Genomic DNA, 14984 nt, shown 5'->3' with positions numbered 1-14984 from the left:
GGTCGGGCCTCCGGCGCGGTGGCCGGCGCATCAGGCGGCGTCGGCGTCGGCGCGGGCGCTTCGCGGCGCGGTGGCGGCGGCGTGCGCACGGGAGCCGGTGCGGGAGCGGCGTCGATATCGGCCGCGGCCGGCATCGCAGTGCGTGCCACGGCCTGCGGCAGCGGCGCATCCAGCGCACCGCCCTCCAGATAGACCCCATAGCCCATCGCCTGCAGCCATGCCTGCTGCTGCGGCGACCACAACGGCCTGGACGCGGCGGCGTTCACTGCACCTTGCTGGCCGGCTGGCGCCAACGCTGCCACAGCCACATCGCCGGCCCGGACAGCGCGTACAGCACGCCGACCACGAACAGGGTACGCGGCAGGTCCACCACCATGATGGCGATGATGATCGGCACCAGCGCCAGCACCACGAAGGGCACGCGCTCAGAGCGCGGCCCCTTCTCGCCGCCGCCCTTGAAGCTCCAGAAGCGGATGCGGCTGACCATCAGCAGGCCGGCGACGATGGCCACCGCCAGCGCCACGTAGCGCAGCTCCTCGCCGCTCCAGCCCAGGTTGCCGTCGGCGAAGGCCCAGACGAAGGACATCATCAGCCCCGCCGCCGCCGGACTGGCCAGGCCCACGAACCAGCGCTTGTCCACCGTCCCGACCTGGGTGTTGAACCGGGCCAGGCGCAGCGCCGCGCAGGCCGCGTACAGGAAGGCCGCCAGCCAGCCGACGCGGCCCATCACGTCGCCGTCGAACTTCAGCGAGGACAGCGACCAGTGGTACATCACCAGCGCCGGCGCCATGCCGAAGCTGACCAGGTCGGCCAGCGAGTCGTACTGCACGCCGAATTCGCTGCTGGTACCGGTCAGGCGCGCCACGCGCCCGTCCAGCCCGTCCATGACTCCGGCCACGAACACCGCGATGCTCGCGTTGACGAAGTCGCCGTTGGAGGCGGCGATGATGGCGTAGAAGCCGGCGAACAGCCCGGCGGTGGTGAACAGGTTCGGCAGCAGGTAGATGCTGCGCGAACGCGGCGGCGGTCTCGTTTCGTCCATGGGACCAGTTTAATCGACTTGCCAGCCGCGTCACCGGGTGCTGCAATCGGCCCTTCACCCCGTCCAAGCGACCGGAGTCGCCATGCGCGCCCTGCCCCGTTTCTGCTGCCTGCTGGTACTGGCCAGCGCCGCCCACGGCGCCATTGCCGGCAACGGCAACCTGTACAAGTGGAAGGACGCCAACGGCGTGACCCAGTATTCGGAGCGCCCCCCGGCCGGGCAGAAGTACGAAACCCGCCGCATCAGCGCCTCCGGCGAGCCGGTGGCCGCGGCCGAGCCGGACAAGGCTGGCGAGGATCCGCAGTGCACCGCGGCGCGCCGCAACCTGGAGCTGCTGGCCGGCAATGGCCCGCTGATGCAGGACACCAACGGCGACGGCAAGCCGGACACCCCCCTGGACGACGCCCAGCGCGCGGCGCAGAAGCAGCTCGCCGAGGCGAGCGCGGCGGTCTACTGCAAGAAATAGCCGCGCCGCGCCGGCCCTTGCGGCGCCGGGGCTTCTGGCAGAATAGGCGGTCCGCCGTTCCGTGAAGCCTCCCCATGCGCCTTTCCCGCTTCCACCTGCACACCACCAAGGAAACCCCCGCCGACGCCGAGCTGGTCAGCCACAAGCTGATGCTGCGCGCGGGCATGATCCGCAAGCTGGCCTCGGGCCTGTACACCTGGTCGCCGCTGGGCCTGCGCGTGCTGCGCAAGGTGGAAGGCATCGTCCGCGAGGAAATGAACCGCGCCGGCGCGGTGGAACTGCAGCTGCCGACCATCCAGCCGAAGGAACTGTGGGAAGAAACCGGCCGCTGGGAGAAGTTCGGCGGCCAGCTGCTGAAGATCAAGGACCGCAAGGAGCAGGAATACTGCTACAGCCCCACTGCCGAGGAGGCCATCACCGACTTCGCGCGCCAGGAGCTGTCCAGCTACAAGCAGCTGCCGGTCAATTTCTACCAGGTGCAGACCAAGTTCCGCGACGAGATCCGCCCGCGCTTCGGGGTGATGCGCGCGCGCGAGTTCCTGATGAAGGACGCCTATTCCTTCCACCTTGACGAGGCCAGCCTGGTGGCCGAGTACGAGAACATGAAGGCCGCCTACACCCGCATCTTCACCCGCCTGGGGCTGGAGTTCCGCGCGGTGCAGGCCGATTCGGGCGCGATCGGCGGCGACGCCTCGCAGGAATTCCACGTGATCGCCGATTCGGGCGAGGACGCGCTGGTGTTCTCCACCGGCTCGGACTACGCCGCCAACGTCGAGGCCGCCATCGCCGCCGATCCGGCACCGCGCGGCGCGGCGGCCGAAGCGCTGCGCAAGATCGAAACCCCGACCCAGAAGACCTGCGAGGAAGTGGCGGCGCTGATGGGCATCGCCCTGCTGCGCACGGTCAAGTCGATCGCGGTGATGACCGCCGGCGACGAATTCGTGCTGGCGCTGGTGCGCGGCGACCACGACGTCAACGAGATCAAGCTGGCCAAGGTGCCCGGCCTGGCCGATTACCGCATGGCCAGCGAAGCCGAGATCGCCGACTACCTGGGCAGCGAGCCCGGCTTCCTCGGCCCGCTGGATCCGCGCAAGGCCATCCGCATCGTCGCCGACCGCGAGGTCGCGGCGATGGCCGACTTCGTCGTCGGCGCCAACGAAAAGGGTTTCCACATCGCCGGCGTGAACTGGGGCCGCGACCTGGCCGAGCCGGAAGTGGCCGACATCCGCAACGTGGTGGCCGGCGACCGCGCCCACGATGGCGGCGAACTGAAGATCGCGCGCGGCATCGAGGTCGGCCACGTATTCCAGCTCGGCCGCAAATACGCCGAGGCGCTCAAGGCCACGGTGCTGGACGAGAACGGCAAGGCCGCGGTGATGGCGATGGGCTGTTATGGCATCGGCGTATCGCGCATCGTCGCCGCCGCCATCGAGCAGAACCACGACGAGGCCGGCATCCTCTGGCCGGTGGCGATGGCGCCGTGGCAGGCGGTGGTGTGCATGATCAACCCGAAGCAGGACGCGGCCGTCACCGCCGCCGCCGAGGCGCTGCTGGCCGAACTGCAGGCCGCCGGCGTCGACGCCGCGCTGGACGACCGCGGCCTGCGCCCGGGCGCGATGTTCGCCGACATGGAACTGATCGGCATTCCGCACCGCATCGTGGTGTCCGAACGCGGCCTGGCCGCCGGCACCTACGAATACCGGGCGCGCTCGGCCAGCGAGGCCGAAAATCTGGACAGGGCCGGGCTGCTGCTGAAAATCGCCGGTTGATCGCGGAAAGGCCGGGACGAAAACCCGGCCTTTTCTCACGGAAACAATACCGCGCCTGCATTATCGTTTGCCGTCGCCGTGAAACAGCCGGTATGCTTCGTCGCGCTGCCACGGAATGGCCATGCCCAACCCCATTATCCGGAGTAGCTATTCGATGAGTATTGACCTGAGCGGCCTGTCGGCCAAAGAACTGGCCTCCCTGATCCGCGACGCGCAGAAGCGCAAGACCGTCGTCGCCAAGCGCCAGCCCATCGCCAAGGTCCGCACCCAGCTGGTCAAGGCCGCGCAGAAGGCCGGTTACAGCATCGAGGAACTGTTCGGCGCCGGTGCGCCCAAGGCCAGCCGTGCCCCTCGCGCCGCCAAGGCCCCGGCCAAGAGCGCGAACAAGGGCGTGAAGGTCGCGCCGAAGTACCGCGATCCGGCCAATGCCGCCAATACCTGGACCGGCCGCGGCAAGCAGCCGCGCTGGCTGGCCGAGTACACCTCCGGCGGCCGCAAGGTCGAGGATTTCCTGATCCAGAAGTAAGATCGGGTTCCTTCTGGAAACAGAAACGCCGGCTTATGCCGGCGTTTCTGTTTTCCGCTCGTTCCTGCCTCAGAGATTCTTCCGCGCCGGCACCAGCAGATTGCCGAACAGCAACCCCGCCACCAGCGCCATCACCACGTTGAGCACGGTCAGCAGCGCCGATTCGCCGGCGTTCACGCTCTGCTGCTGGATCAGGCTCAATACCCCGCGCAGGCTGATGCTGCCGGGCACCAGCATGATGATGCCGGGCAGGCGGATGATCGCGCCCGGCCGCTGCGCCAACCGGCCGAACAGGTTGCCGGCGGCGGTCAGCATCATCGCCGCCAGGAATATCCCCGCCGGCCCGCCCCATTGCTGGCCGCCGTAACGGGAAATGGCATAACCGGCCAGCGAGGCGGCCATTACCCACGGGTAATCGCGGCGCGAGGCGCGGAACAGCATCGCGAAGGCGAACGCGGCCAGCATCACCGAGCCCCATTCCACCCATTCCGGCTGCGGGCGCGAGGCGCGTACCAGCGGCTCCAGGCCGATCAGGCCGGTGATGGTCACCGCGATCATCGCGCCCACCGTCAGTTTCATGATCGTGGTCAGCGCGCCGGCGAAACGCGCCGTGCCCGATACCCAGTGCTGGCTGGCCAGCTCGTTGACCGCATTGGTCAACGCCATGCCCGGCAGCAATACCACCAGCGAGGCGATGATCACCGAGTTCTGGTTCAACGGGCCGATGAAACTGGCCACCAGTACCGCGACGAAACCGGCCAGCAGCGCGGCCAGCGCGTCGCTGGCCTCGCGGGTGGCCACGCGCCGGTCGGTATAGAACAGCATCAGCCCGATCAGCAGGCCGGTGAAACCGGCGGTGACGATATCCAGCCACGGCAGCCGCCACATGCCGGCAACACCGGCCGACCCCAGGCAGAAGGACAGCAGCATCTGCGCGTTGTCGCGCCAGGTAGGCGCCTTGTCGAGCTGGCGCAGCGCGGTATGGCCCTGGGCGATGCTCATCTGCCCGCCGACCACCGCATCGGCGATCTGGTCGGCCAGGGTCAGTTTGTGCAGGTCGTTGCTGCCGGGGTCCAGGCGGATCACGCGGGTGATGTCGCTGGAGCCGATCGCCTGGGTCGGGTCGCTGAAACTGAGGATGATGCCGGTCGGGTTGGACCAGGGTTCGCAATCCAGGTCCAACCGCTGCGCCAGCGCGACCACCGCCGCCTCCAGCCGCTGCGCCGTGGTGCCATAACTGTGCAGGCGGCCGGCGATCTCCGAGACGAAGGCCACGCGCTGCGCATAGGTGGCGCGGCCGGGAGCGATGGAGACGGGGGCGATGGATTCGGCGGACATGCGCATTAGTATCACCCGGAAGCGCGTCGTCCTGATCGACTCATGGGCGCATGACGGGCGACAGGTTATGCTCGGCGCCGGACGCCCCCCATGAAGAACGCCGAACCGCCCCACTGCGCGATGGACCCGGACGTCGACGGCCAACTCAGGCTGTCGGGCAGCTGGACCTTGTCCACCGCCCTGCAATCGGCCGAGGCCCTGCGCGGCATCCACGCGCCGGTGCGCGGACTGGACGCGCGCGGCATCGACCAGCTCGATTCGGCCGGCGTACTGCAGCTGCTGCGCTTCTCGCGCGGTGCCGGGCTCGCCGACGACGCGCTGCGGTTCCGCGACGAACACCAGGCGCTGGTCTGCACCATCGACGAGGTCGCCGACGAGCGCCCGCGGCCGCAGCGCGACTATGGCGTGGCCGCGGCACTGGACCGGCTCGGCCGCTCGGTGCACGCCATCGGCGACAACATCGTGGTGCTGCTGGGCTTCTTCGGCGAGAACCTGGCCAAGCTGGCGCGGCTGGCGCGGCAGCCGCGGCGCCTGCGCCTGACCTCCACCGTGCACCAGATGGAAGAGGTCGGGCTGGACGCGGTGCCGCTGATCGCGCTGCTGTCGTACCTGGTCGGCGCGGTGATCGCCTTCCTCGGTTCGACCATCCTGCGCGACTTCGGCGCGGAAATTTACGTGGTCGAGCTGGTCAACATCGCCTTCCTGCGCGAGTTCGGCGTGCTGCTGACCGCCATCGTGCTGGCCGGGCGCACCGCCAGCGCCTTCACCGCGCAGATCGGCGCGATGAAGGCGCGCGAGGAGATCGACGCGATCCAGACCCTGGGCCTGGACCCGATCGACCTGCTGGTGCTGCCGCGGGTGCTGGCGCTGGTGGTGATGCTGCCGCTGCTGACCTTCATCGCCATGGTCGCCGGCCTGGCCGGCGGCGTCACCGTGGGCGCGTTCGACCTGGGCATTCCGCCGCAGATGTATATCGCGCGCATGCACGACACCATGCAGGTGCGGCACCTGCTGGTGGGCCTGTCCAAGGCGCCGGTGTTCGCGCTGATCATCGCCCTGATCGGCTGCCTGGAAGGATTGAAGGTGGAAGGCACCGCGCAGTCGGTGGGCGAACGCACCACCTCCAGCGTGGTGCAGACGATCTCGCTGGTCATCATCCTCGACGCGCTGGCCGCGTTGTGGTTCATGCACATGGACTGGTAAGGGGCGGCACGATGGCGATTCCTTCCAGAAGCGAGGAGCACGGTGATGAGCTGGCCATCCGCGTGCGCGGGCTGGTCAACCGCTTCGGCAGCCAGACCGTGCACGAAGACCTGGACCTGGACGTGCGCCGCGGCGAGATCCTCGGCGTGGTCGGCGGTTCGGGTACCGGCAAGTCGGTGCTGATGCGCTCCATCCTCGGCCTGCGCACGCCCGACGCCGGGCAGATCGAGGTGCTGGGCGTGGATGCGCGCTCGGAGGATCCGGCGGCGCGCCTGCATATCGAACGCAATACCGGCGTGCTGTTCCAGGACGGCGCGCTGTTCTCCTCGCTCACTGTCGGCGAGAACGTGCAGGTGCCGCTGAAGGAACACCATCCGGAACTGCCCGAGCGCTGGCACTACGAACTGGCGCTGCTGAAGGTGAAGCTGGCCGGCCTGCCGGCCGACGCCATCAACAAGCTGCCCTCGCAGTTGTCCGGCGGCATGCGCAAGCGCGCCGGCCTGGCGCGGGCGCTGGCGCTGGATCCGCCGCTGCTGTTCCTGGACGAGCCCACCGCCGGGCTGGACCCGATCGGCGCGGCCGCCTTCGACCGCCTGATCAAGACCCTGCAGGAAGCGCTGGGCCTGACCGTGTTCCTGATCACCCACGATCTGGACACGCTCTACGCCATCTGCGACCGGGTCGCGGTGCTGGCCGACCGCAAGGTGGTCGCCACCGCGCCGCTGCCGGAAATCGAACGCCTCGACCACCCGTGGATCCGCGAGTATTTCCACGGCCCCCGCGCCCGCGCCGCGCGCGGCCTCCAGCCCGAGCACGCCTGACCCATGGAAACCAAAGCCCATTACGTCCTGATCGGCGCCTTCACCCTCATCGTGTCGCTGGCCCTGCTCGCCTTCGGCCTGTGGGCGGCGAAGTACTCCTCCGACCGCACCTGGCAGGAATACCGGGTGGTATTCGACGAGGCGGTGACCGGCCTGTCGGTCGGCAGCCCGGTGCAGTACAACGGCATCTCGGTCGGCTCGATCACCGACCTGTCGCTGGCGCCCGACGACCCGCGCAAGGTGATCGCCCGGCTGCGCCTGAACTCGACCACGCCGGTCAAGACCGATACCCGCGCCAAGCTCGCGATCACCAGCATCACCGGCCCGGCCATCATCCAGCTCAGCGGCGGCAGCCCGCAGGCGGCAGCGCTGACCACGGTCAGCCGCGATGCGGTGCCCACCATCCAGACCTCGCCTTCGGCGCTGCAGAACATCACCGACGTGGCCAACCGCGTGGTCGAACGCATGGACCAGATGCTCAGCGACCAGAACGTGGAACGCATTTCCAACACCCTGGCGCACCTGGAAACCATCAGCGGCAGCCTGGCCGACCGCGACCAGGGCACCCAGGCCCTGCTGCTGGAAGCGCGCGACGCCGCGCGCAACCTCAATGCCACCCTGGCCACCGCCAACGGCACCATCCAGCACCTGGACGAGAACGTCGTGCGCCAGCTGCCCGCCACGCTGGACAAGCTCGACGCCAGCCTTTCCAAGCTCGACTCGGCCGCCGGCAACGCCAACGCGATCCTTGGCGAGAACCGCGCCGCCATCAACAGTTTCGCCAATGACGGCCTGGCCCAGCTCGGCCCGACCCTGACCGAACTGCGCGGGCTGATCCGCGACCTGCGCCGGGTCAGCGACCGTCTCGAGAACAACCCGGCACGCTACCTGCTCGGCCGCGATGCCCCGAAGGAGTTCGAACCGAAATGAAGCGCTTCCCGCCGATGCGACTGCTCGCTCCCTTCTGCCTCCTGGCCCTGGCCGGCTGCTCGGTGCTGGCCAGCGGCGACCGCCATCCGATCACCATCTACGCGCCGCAGGCGCGCATCAGCGCCGATCCGTCCTGGCCGCAGGTGGACTGGCAGCTGGCCATCGCCAAGCCCGCCGCCGCGCGCCTGGTGGACAGCCCGCGCATCAACGTGCGCCCGACCCCTGGCGAACTGGAGGTCTACCGCGGCGCCACCTGGTCGCAGCCGGCCACCGACATGCTCGAGGACGCGCTGCTGCGCGGCTTCGAGGACTCCGGCCGGATCGGCGCGGTGGCGCGCATCGCCACCGGCATCCGCTCCGACTACAAGCTCGCCATCGACCTGCGCCGCTTCGAATCGGACTACGCCGGCAACGAACGTCCGGCCGCGACCATCGAACTCAACGCCAAACTGATCCACAGCCTGGACCAGCGCGTGGTCGCCTCGCGTACTTTCCTTGTCGCCGAGCCCGCCGCCGGCACCGAGGTGGGCAGTGTCACCGCCGCCTTCGAGACCGCGCTGAACAGGACCGTGACCGACCTGGTCGGCTGGACCCTGGCCACCGGCCAGGCAGACCGGCAGGCAGGCGCGGACAAGCACTGAAGATCGGCCGCCCCGCCCAATGCAGAGCGGGGCAACGCCCCGCTGAGGCATTCCCGGCAACGCCCCGCCGGGGTTCTGCTGATGGGGATATGCCGCGGCCTCAGAACCCGAGCCGTGCGGTGAGCCGCACCAGGTCGGCCAGCGAGGGGGCCTGCATCTTGCGCATCGCATGACCGCGGCGGACCTTGACCGTGATCTCGCTGATGCCCAGTTGCGCGGCGATCTGCTTGTTGAGCAGCCCGGTCACCACCAGCCGGGCCACGTCCTGTTCGCCTGCGCTCAACGACTCCCAGCGCGCGCGCAGTTCGGCCAGCTGCGCCGCTTCGCGCAGCCGCTCGCGGTCCTTGCCGATGCCGGCATGGATCGCGTCCAGCAGGTCCTGGTCGCGGAAGGGCTTGGTGAGGAATTCGATGGCGCCGTTCTTCATAGCTTCCACGCCCATGGCGATGTCGCCATGGCCGGTGATGAACACCACCGGCAGGGCGATGCCGCGCTCGGCCATCTGCCGCTGGAAATCCATGCCGCTCTGTCCGGGCATGCGCACGTCCAGCACCAGGCAGCCCGGTGCTTCGCCGCGCGGATGGGCCATGAATTCGCCGGTCGAGGCGAACGCCCGCACCTGCAGGCCCACCGAGGCCAGCAGGTCCTCCAGCGCGGCGCGCACCGAGGCGTCGTCGTCCACCACATAGACCACCGGTTCCGGTGGCGTCGCCTGTAGGGTCATGGCCGCGGCTCCGCGCCCGCGGCGGGAAGGCGGAAATGGAACACCGCCCCATCCTGCACCAACGGCTCGGCCCAGATGCGCCCGCCGTTGGCTTCGATGATCGCCCGGCTGATGCTCAATCCCACGCCGATGCCCTCGTCCTTGGTAGTCCAGAACGCGTCGAACAGATGCTCGCTCATGCCCGGCACGATACCGACGCCCGAATCGGTCACGGTGAACAGGATCGCCTCGCCGTCGCGCGCCGACTCGACCCGCAACCGCCGCGCCGCCGCCGGCACCGGGCCCAGCGCCTCGATCGCGTTGAGCAGCAGGTTGCCGACCACCTGCTGCACCTGTACCCGGTCGGCCAGCGCCGGCGGCAGGCCGTCGGCCAGTTCCACCGTCAGCGCGATGTGGTTGATCTCCATGCCGGCCTGCGACAGCGCCAGCACTTCCTGCACGGCGTCGTTGAAGTCGAACGCGCTGCGCTGCGGCGGCTCACCGCGGGTCAGGCTGCGCACCCGGGCGATGATGCCGCTGGCGCGGCCGGCATCGGCGAGGATGCGCTCCAGCGCCTGCCGCGCGCGCTCCAGGTTCGGCGGTTCCTGCGCCAGCCAGCGCTGGCAGGCGTTGCCGCTGGTGACGATGGCCGCCAGCGGCTGGTTGACCTCGTGCGCGATGGAGGTGGTCAGGCCCTCCAGGCTCTTGATGCGGGCGATGCGCAGCAGCTGCGCCTGCGCCTCGTGCGCGGCGGCGCGCGCGGTCTCCATCTTCAGCACCAGCCAGGTGGTCATCACGATCGCGGCGACGCTGATGCCCATGTTGATCAGGCCCGAACGCAGGTCGCCATGCGGGGTGAACACTAGGCTGGCCACGGTCAGCACGACGCAGGCCGCGCACAGCGCCACCAGCGCGCGCCGCCCCAACAGGCGCGCCGTGGTCAGGATCACCACCGCGTAGAACACCGCGGCGGCGACCTCGTAGCGGGTGGTGGTATCGACCGCGAAGATCGCCGCCATCACCGCGACGATCAGGGCGATCCTCAATACAAGGGGCATGCGTGGCGGTGGCGACATGGACTCGGCCTGCGGCGATCGGGCGATCGGCGGCGTACGTCCATCCGCATGCCGCCGGCGCGCATTGTCGCCCATTCCGCCCGCGCCGATGCCGCTCATGGGCTCACCCTTCCTCGCCGGCGTTCCAGAACGCCTGGCGCACGCCGGGCAGCGCCTCGGCGCGCTCCACCACGGCGTCGAGCTCGCCGGCCTGCACCGCAGTGGCATACAGGGTGAACTCGATCTCGACCTCGCCGCCGCCGAAGGGATGATCCTCGATCTGCCGCGGCGGGTAGCTGGCCTCCTCCAGCAGTTCGGCCATCCGTTCGCGCACATCCGATTGCGCCTCGCGCGCGCAGATCACGTAGACCATGTAGGTGGCTTCGCTGGCTTCCTCGCGGAACGGACGGCGGTTGATCCGGTTGACCACCGGCCGCAGCAGGGTATTGGCCGCGAGCACGAACAGCGCCGCCAGCACCGCCTCGCCGAGCAGGCCGGAGCCGGCACAGGCACCGACCGCGCCCGAGCCCCACAGCGTGGCCGCGGTGTTCAGGCCGGAGATGCTCGCGCCTTCCTTCATGATCGCGCCGGCGCCAAGGAAACCGATGCCCGAGACCACGTAGGCGACGATGTGGATCGGCGTCTGCGAGCCGCCGTTGATCTCGAACAGGCGCGTGCCCAGCGCCACGAAGATCGCCGCGCCCACCGCCACCAGCGTGTTGGTACGCAGCCCGGCGGTGCGCTGGCGCACCTGGCGTTCGATGCCGATCAGCGCGCCGAGCAGGAATGCCGCGGCCAGGTTGACGAAGGTGGTCGCCAACGCCTCGAGGCTGCTGAAATGGATGGCATGCATCGCGGTTCCCTTCCTTGTGGGGGTGTGGCCTTACTGCCAGCCGAAGCGGCGGACGTAGAGCTTCTTCATTGCCGTGGTCAGCGCGGCATAGCCGAGCAGGATGCCGACCAGCCACGGGAAGTAGGCCGGCGGCAGCGGCTGCAGCCCGAACCATGCGCCCAGCCGGCTCATCGGCAGCAGCACGCCGATGGCCATGATGACCAGCGTGGTCAGGGTCAGCGGCCAGGCCGCCCGGCTCTGGATGAACGGCAGTTTCGGGGTGCGGATCATGTGCACGATCAGGGTCTGGGTCAGCAGTCCGACGACGAACCAGCCGGACTGGAACAGCCCCTGCCCGGCCACGCTGTTGGCGCCGAATACATACCACATGACCAGGTACGTGATGATGTCGAACACCGAGCTGAGCGGCCCGAAGAAGACCATGAAGCGGCCGATGTCGGCGGGGTTCCAGCGCAGCGGCCGGGCCACCAGTTCGGCATCGACCTCGTCGAACGGGATCGCGGTCTGCGACACGTCGTACAGCAGGTTCTGCACCAGCAGCTGCAGCGGCAGCATCGGCAGGAACGGCAGGAACGCGCTGCCCACCAGCACCGAGAACACGTTGCCGAAATTGGAGCTGGCGGTCATGCGGATGTACTTGAGCATGTTGCAGAAGGTCCTGCGGCCCTCCATCACGCCCTCCTCCAGCACCATCAGGCTCTTCTCCAGCAGGATGATGTCGGCGGCCTCGCGGGCGATGTCCACGCCCGAGTCCACCGAGATGCCGATGTCGGCCGCGCGCAGCGCCGGCGCGTCGTTGATGCCGTCGCCCATGAAGCCGACCACGTGGCCGTTGCCGCGCAGCACGCGCACGATGCGCTCCTTGTCGTGCGGGGTGAGGCGCGCGAACACCTGGTGCGACTCGACCGCCTGCGCCAATGCCGCGTCGTCCATCGTCTCCACCTGCGGCCCGAGCAGGATGTCCGCGTGCTCCAGCCCGACCCGGCCACAGACGTGCGCGGCGATCAGTTCGCTGTCGCCGGTCAGCACCTTCACCCGCACACCGTGCTCGTCCAGCGCGCGCAGCGCCGGTGCGGTGGATTCCTTGGGCGGGTCGAGGAAGGCGATGTAGCCGACCAGGGTCAGGCCGCTCTCGTCGCGCACCGAGTACACCGTCTGCGCGGCCGGGCTGTCCTTGACCGCCACCGCGACCACGCGCAGTCCCTGGCCGTTGAGTTCGCGGGTGACGGCGCGCACCCGCTCCAGGCGCACGCCGTCCAACGGCACGTCCGCGCCCTCGACGCGGATGCGGCTGCAGCCGGCCAGCACTTCCTCCACCGCGCCCTTGCAGATCAGGGTGCGCCCGCCGTCGCGGTCGGCCACCACCACCGACATCCGCCGCCGCTGGAAATCGAAGGGGATCTCGTCGACCTTGCTGTACTCCTGCGCGATGCGCATCTCCTGCTGCAGTTCGGCGTGTTCCAGCACCGCGTGGTCGAGCAGGTTCTTCAGCCCGGTCTGGTACCAGCTGTTGAGGAAGGCGTAGCGCAGCACCTCGTCGGAGACGGCGCCGTCGGCGTCGGTGTGCCGCTCCAGCGCGATCCGGTCCTGGGTCAGGGTGCCGGTCTTGTCGGTGCACAGCACGTCCATGGCGCCGAAGTTCTGGATCGCGTCCAGCCGCTTGACGATGACCTTCTTGCGCGAGAGCAGCACCGCGCCCTTGGCCAGGGTCGAGGTGACGATCATCGGCAGCATCTCGGGGGTGAGCCCGACCGCGACCGACAGGGCGAACAGGAAGGCCTCGGTCCAGTCGCCCTTGGTGAAGCCATTGATCAGCAGCACCACCGGCGCCATCACCAGGGCGAAGCGGATCAGCAGCCAGCTCACGCTGTTGACGCCGGCCTGGAACGCCGTGGTGGTGCGGTCGCTGGCGGTGACCCGCTCGGACAGCGCGCCGAAATAGGTGCGCGGGCCGGTGGCCACGACCAGCGCGGTGGCCGAGCCGGAGGTCACGCTGGTGCCCATGAACACCAGGTTCGGCGCGTCGAACACCGATTCGAACGGCTGGCCGATGCCGGCGAATTTCTCCACCGGCAACGACTCGCCGGTCATCGCCGCCTGCGACACGAACAGGTCCTTGGCCGCGAGCAGGCGGCAGTCGGCCGGGATCATGTCGCCGGCCGACAGCAGCACGTGGTCGCCGGGCACCAGCTCGCGGATCGGCAGCTCCACCGTGGTGGCCGCGCGGTGGGTGTGCAGGTGCACGCCGAAGTACTTCTCGCCGACCTCGACCACCTCCGGATCGACCGCCTGCCGGCGCAGCACCGTGGCGGTATTGCCGACCATCGCCTTGAGCCGTTCGGCGGCGCGGTTGGAGCGGCCTTCCTGCACGAAGCGGATCAGCGTGCTGAGCACCACCATCGTGCCGATCACGATGGCCGCGGTCATGTCCTCGGTCAGGAACGAGATCACCGCCAGCAGAGTCAGCAGCAGGTTGAACGGATTGCGGTAGCAGTGCCACAGGTGCTGCCACCACGGCAGCGGCTTCTCGTGGCCGACCTCGTTGGGACCGGCGCGGTCGCGATGCGCTGCTGCCTCGGCGGCGCTCAGCCCGTCCTCGTGCGAACCCAGCCGCGCCAGTGCCGCCGCAAGATCCTCGCTGGCGGCACGGCGCAGGCCGCGCGCAACCCGCTCGAACGCCGGCCCGGACGCATCGCGGCGGTCCATGCCGTCGAGCACGGCCGGGCGTCCGAACAGGCCGCTGGCGCGGCGGCGGCGGACGAAGGCGCTGAACAGGTTCTTCAGCAGGGTTTCGAAAGGCTTCATGGGTCTGCTCCCGTCACGGAAGGGATGGCGCGCTCACTCGCGCACCAGGGATGGCATCGGCGTCCTGCGACCAGCCGCCACCCAGCGCCTGGTACAGCGCCACGGTGCTGGCCAGCCGTCCGGCGCGGGCCTGGACCAGAGCGATGGCGGTTTCCTGGCTGGCCTGCTGGGCCAGGACCAGTTCGGCCTGCGAGGCCGCGCCCAGTTCGCGCTGGCGTCTGGCCATGGCCAGGCTGCGGCGCGCCGCGGCATCGGCGGCACTGGCCGCCTGCAGCGCCTGCGCGTCGCTGACGATGGCCTGCAGCGCGTCGGCCGTGTCCTGGAAGGCGGTCAGCACCGTGGCGCGGTACTGCGCCTGGGCCTGGTCGCGCGCGGCGACGGCGGCGCGCTGGCCATGCCGCAGCGCACCGCCATGGAACAGGGGTTGCAGCAGGTCCGCGCCGATCGACCAGAACCCGGCGCCGGCCTGCCCGAACGGCGAGGCCTGCGCGCCGTAACGTCCGGCGCCCGCGCTCAGGGTGATGGCCGGCAGGCGCGCGGCGGTGGCCACGCCGATGTCGGCATTGGCCGCATGCAGCCGGGCCTCGGCGGCGCGCACGTCCGGGCGCTGCCGGACCAGTTGCGAGGGCAGGCCGACCGGCAGTTCGGCCGGCAGCGACAGCGCCTCCAGCTGCAACGCGGGCAGCACCGCCTCGCCCGGCAGCTGCCCGGTCAACGCCGCCAGCTGGTGGCGGCGCGCGGCCAGTTCCCTGCGCAGCGGCGGCAGTTGCGCCTGGGCCTGCGCCCGCCCCGGTTGCTGCGCGGCGCCAACGCCCCCCCCCGCCACCCCCGC

13 protein-coding genes and 2 pseudogenes are annotated in these 14984 nt (G+C 69.7%); 7 read left to right on the top strand and 8 right to left on the bottom strand.

The window, feature by feature from the left end; all coding sequences use genetic code 11:
* A pseudogene (locus QMX80_RS14555) lies at positions 1–266 on the bottom strand (alanine acetyltransferase); the annotation flags it as partial.
* Positions 263–1042 carry a CDP-diacylglycerol--serine O-phosphatidyltransferase gene (gene pssA, locus QMX80_RS14550; protein ID WP_055766083.1) on the bottom strand — a complete coding sequence of 260 codons (780 nt, stop codon included), beginning with the start codon at positions 1040–1042 and terminating at the stop codon, positions 263–265. The gene pssA and the pseudogene QMX80_RS14555, both read right to left, overlap by 4 nt.
* Positions 1043–1124: 82 nt before the next feature.
* Here pssA and QMX80_RS14545 point away from each other — a divergent pair, with 82 nt between their 5' ends.
* The 3 genes and pseudogenes from QMX80_RS14545 to QMX80_RS14535 form a co-directional block, all read left to right on the top strand.
* Complete coding sequence (locus QMX80_RS14545; RefSeq protein WP_055766087.1) at positions 1125–1508, top strand: DUF4124 domain-containing protein; 384 nt, start codon at positions 1125–1127, stop codon at positions 1506–1508.
* A 74-nt stretch (positions 1509–1582) separates the two neighbouring features.
* Positions 1583–3277, top strand: coding sequence for a proline--tRNA ligase (locus tag QMX80_RS14540; RefSeq protein ID WP_282277779.1), 1695 nt, complete (start codon positions 1583–1585; stop codon positions 3275–3277).
* 154 nt (positions 3278–3431) lie between these two features.
* Positions 3432–3800: pseudogene (locus tag QMX80_RS14535) on the top strand (H-NS histone family protein); the annotation flags it as partial.
* Positions 3801–3872: 72 nt separating this feature from the next.
* Here QMX80_RS14535 and QMX80_RS14530 read toward each other — a convergent pair.
* Positions 3873–5141 carry a threonine/serine exporter family protein gene (locus QMX80_RS14530; RefSeq protein WP_055767320.1) on the bottom strand — a complete coding sequence of 423 codons (1269 nt, stop codon included), beginning with the start codon at positions 5139–5141 and terminating at the stop codon, positions 3873–3875.
* 90 nt (positions 5142–5231) lie between these two features.
* Between QMX80_RS14530 and QMX80_RS14525 the strand changes: the two genes are divergently transcribed.
* From QMX80_RS14525 to QMX80_RS14510, 4 genes are read left to right on the top strand one after another with little or no spacing between them, the layout of a single operon-like run.
* Positions 5232–6344, top strand: coding sequence for an ABC transporter permease (locus QMX80_RS14525; RefSeq protein WP_282277775.1), 1113 nt, complete (start codon positions 5232–5234; stop codon positions 6342–6344).
* An 11-nt stretch (positions 6345–6355) separates the two neighbouring features.
* On the top strand, positions 6356–7165 hold the full coding sequence (locus tag QMX80_RS14520) for an ABC transporter ATP-binding protein (RefSeq protein WP_282277773.1): 810 nt from the start codon (positions 6356–6358) through the stop codon (positions 7163–7165).
* Positions 7166–7168: 3 nt separating this feature from the next.
* The gene (locus tag QMX80_RS14515) at positions 7169–8095 is read left to right on the top strand and encodes an MlaD family protein (protein WP_055766103.1); all 927 of its coding nucleotides are present in this window, start codon (positions 7169–7171) and stop codon (positions 8093–8095) included.
* On the top strand, positions 8092–8736 hold the full coding sequence (locus QMX80_RS14510; protein WP_282277768.1) for an ABC-type transport auxiliary lipoprotein family protein: 645 nt from the start codon (positions 8092–8094) through the stop codon (positions 8734–8736). The genes QMX80_RS14515 and QMX80_RS14510 overlap by 4 nt, the downstream gene beginning before the upstream one ends.
* 100 nt (positions 8737–8836) lie before the next feature.
* On the opposite strand, the gene QMX80_RS14505 is transcribed toward QMX80_RS14510, so the two are convergent.
* The 5 genes from QMX80_RS14505 to QMX80_RS14485 all read right to left on the bottom strand — a co-directional run.
* Positions 8837–9460 (bottom strand): response regulator transcription factor, encoded by a 624-nt coding sequence (locus tag QMX80_RS14505; protein WP_055766111.1) that lies wholly within the window; start codon positions 9458–9460, stop codon positions 8837–8839.
* Positions 9457–10497, bottom strand: coding sequence for an ATP-binding protein (locus tag QMX80_RS14500; RefSeq protein ID WP_282277766.1), 1041 nt, complete (start codon positions 10495–10497; stop codon positions 9457–9459). The genes QMX80_RS14505 and QMX80_RS14500 overlap by 4 nt, the downstream gene beginning before the upstream one ends.
* Positions 10498–10618: 121 nt before the next feature.
* Positions 10619–11347, bottom strand: a complete 729-nt coding sequence (locus QMX80_RS14495; protein ID WP_055766114.1) for an MgtC/SapB family protein — start codon at positions 11345–11347, stop codon at positions 10619–10621.
* A 30-nt stretch (positions 11348–11377) separates the two neighbouring features.
* Complete coding sequence (mgtA, locus tag QMX80_RS14490; RefSeq protein WP_282277764.1) at positions 11378–14152, bottom strand: magnesium-translocating P-type ATPase; 2775 nt, start codon at positions 14150–14152, stop codon at positions 11378–11380.
* A 13-nt stretch (positions 14153–14165) separates the two neighbouring features.
* Positions 14166–14984, bottom strand: an 819-nt coding sequence (locus tag QMX80_RS14485; protein WP_282277762.1) for an efflux transporter outer membrane subunit, incomplete at its 5' end; no start/stop codon positions are given.

Source organism: Stenotrophomonas sp. PS02297, from assembly GCF_029959705.1.
Classification (GTDB): domain Bacteria; phylum Pseudomonadota; class Gammaproteobacteria; order Xanthomonadales; family Xanthomonadaceae; genus Stenotrophomonas; species Stenotrophomonas nitritireducens.
This window is presented reverse-complemented; position numbering and strand designations above follow the sequence as displayed.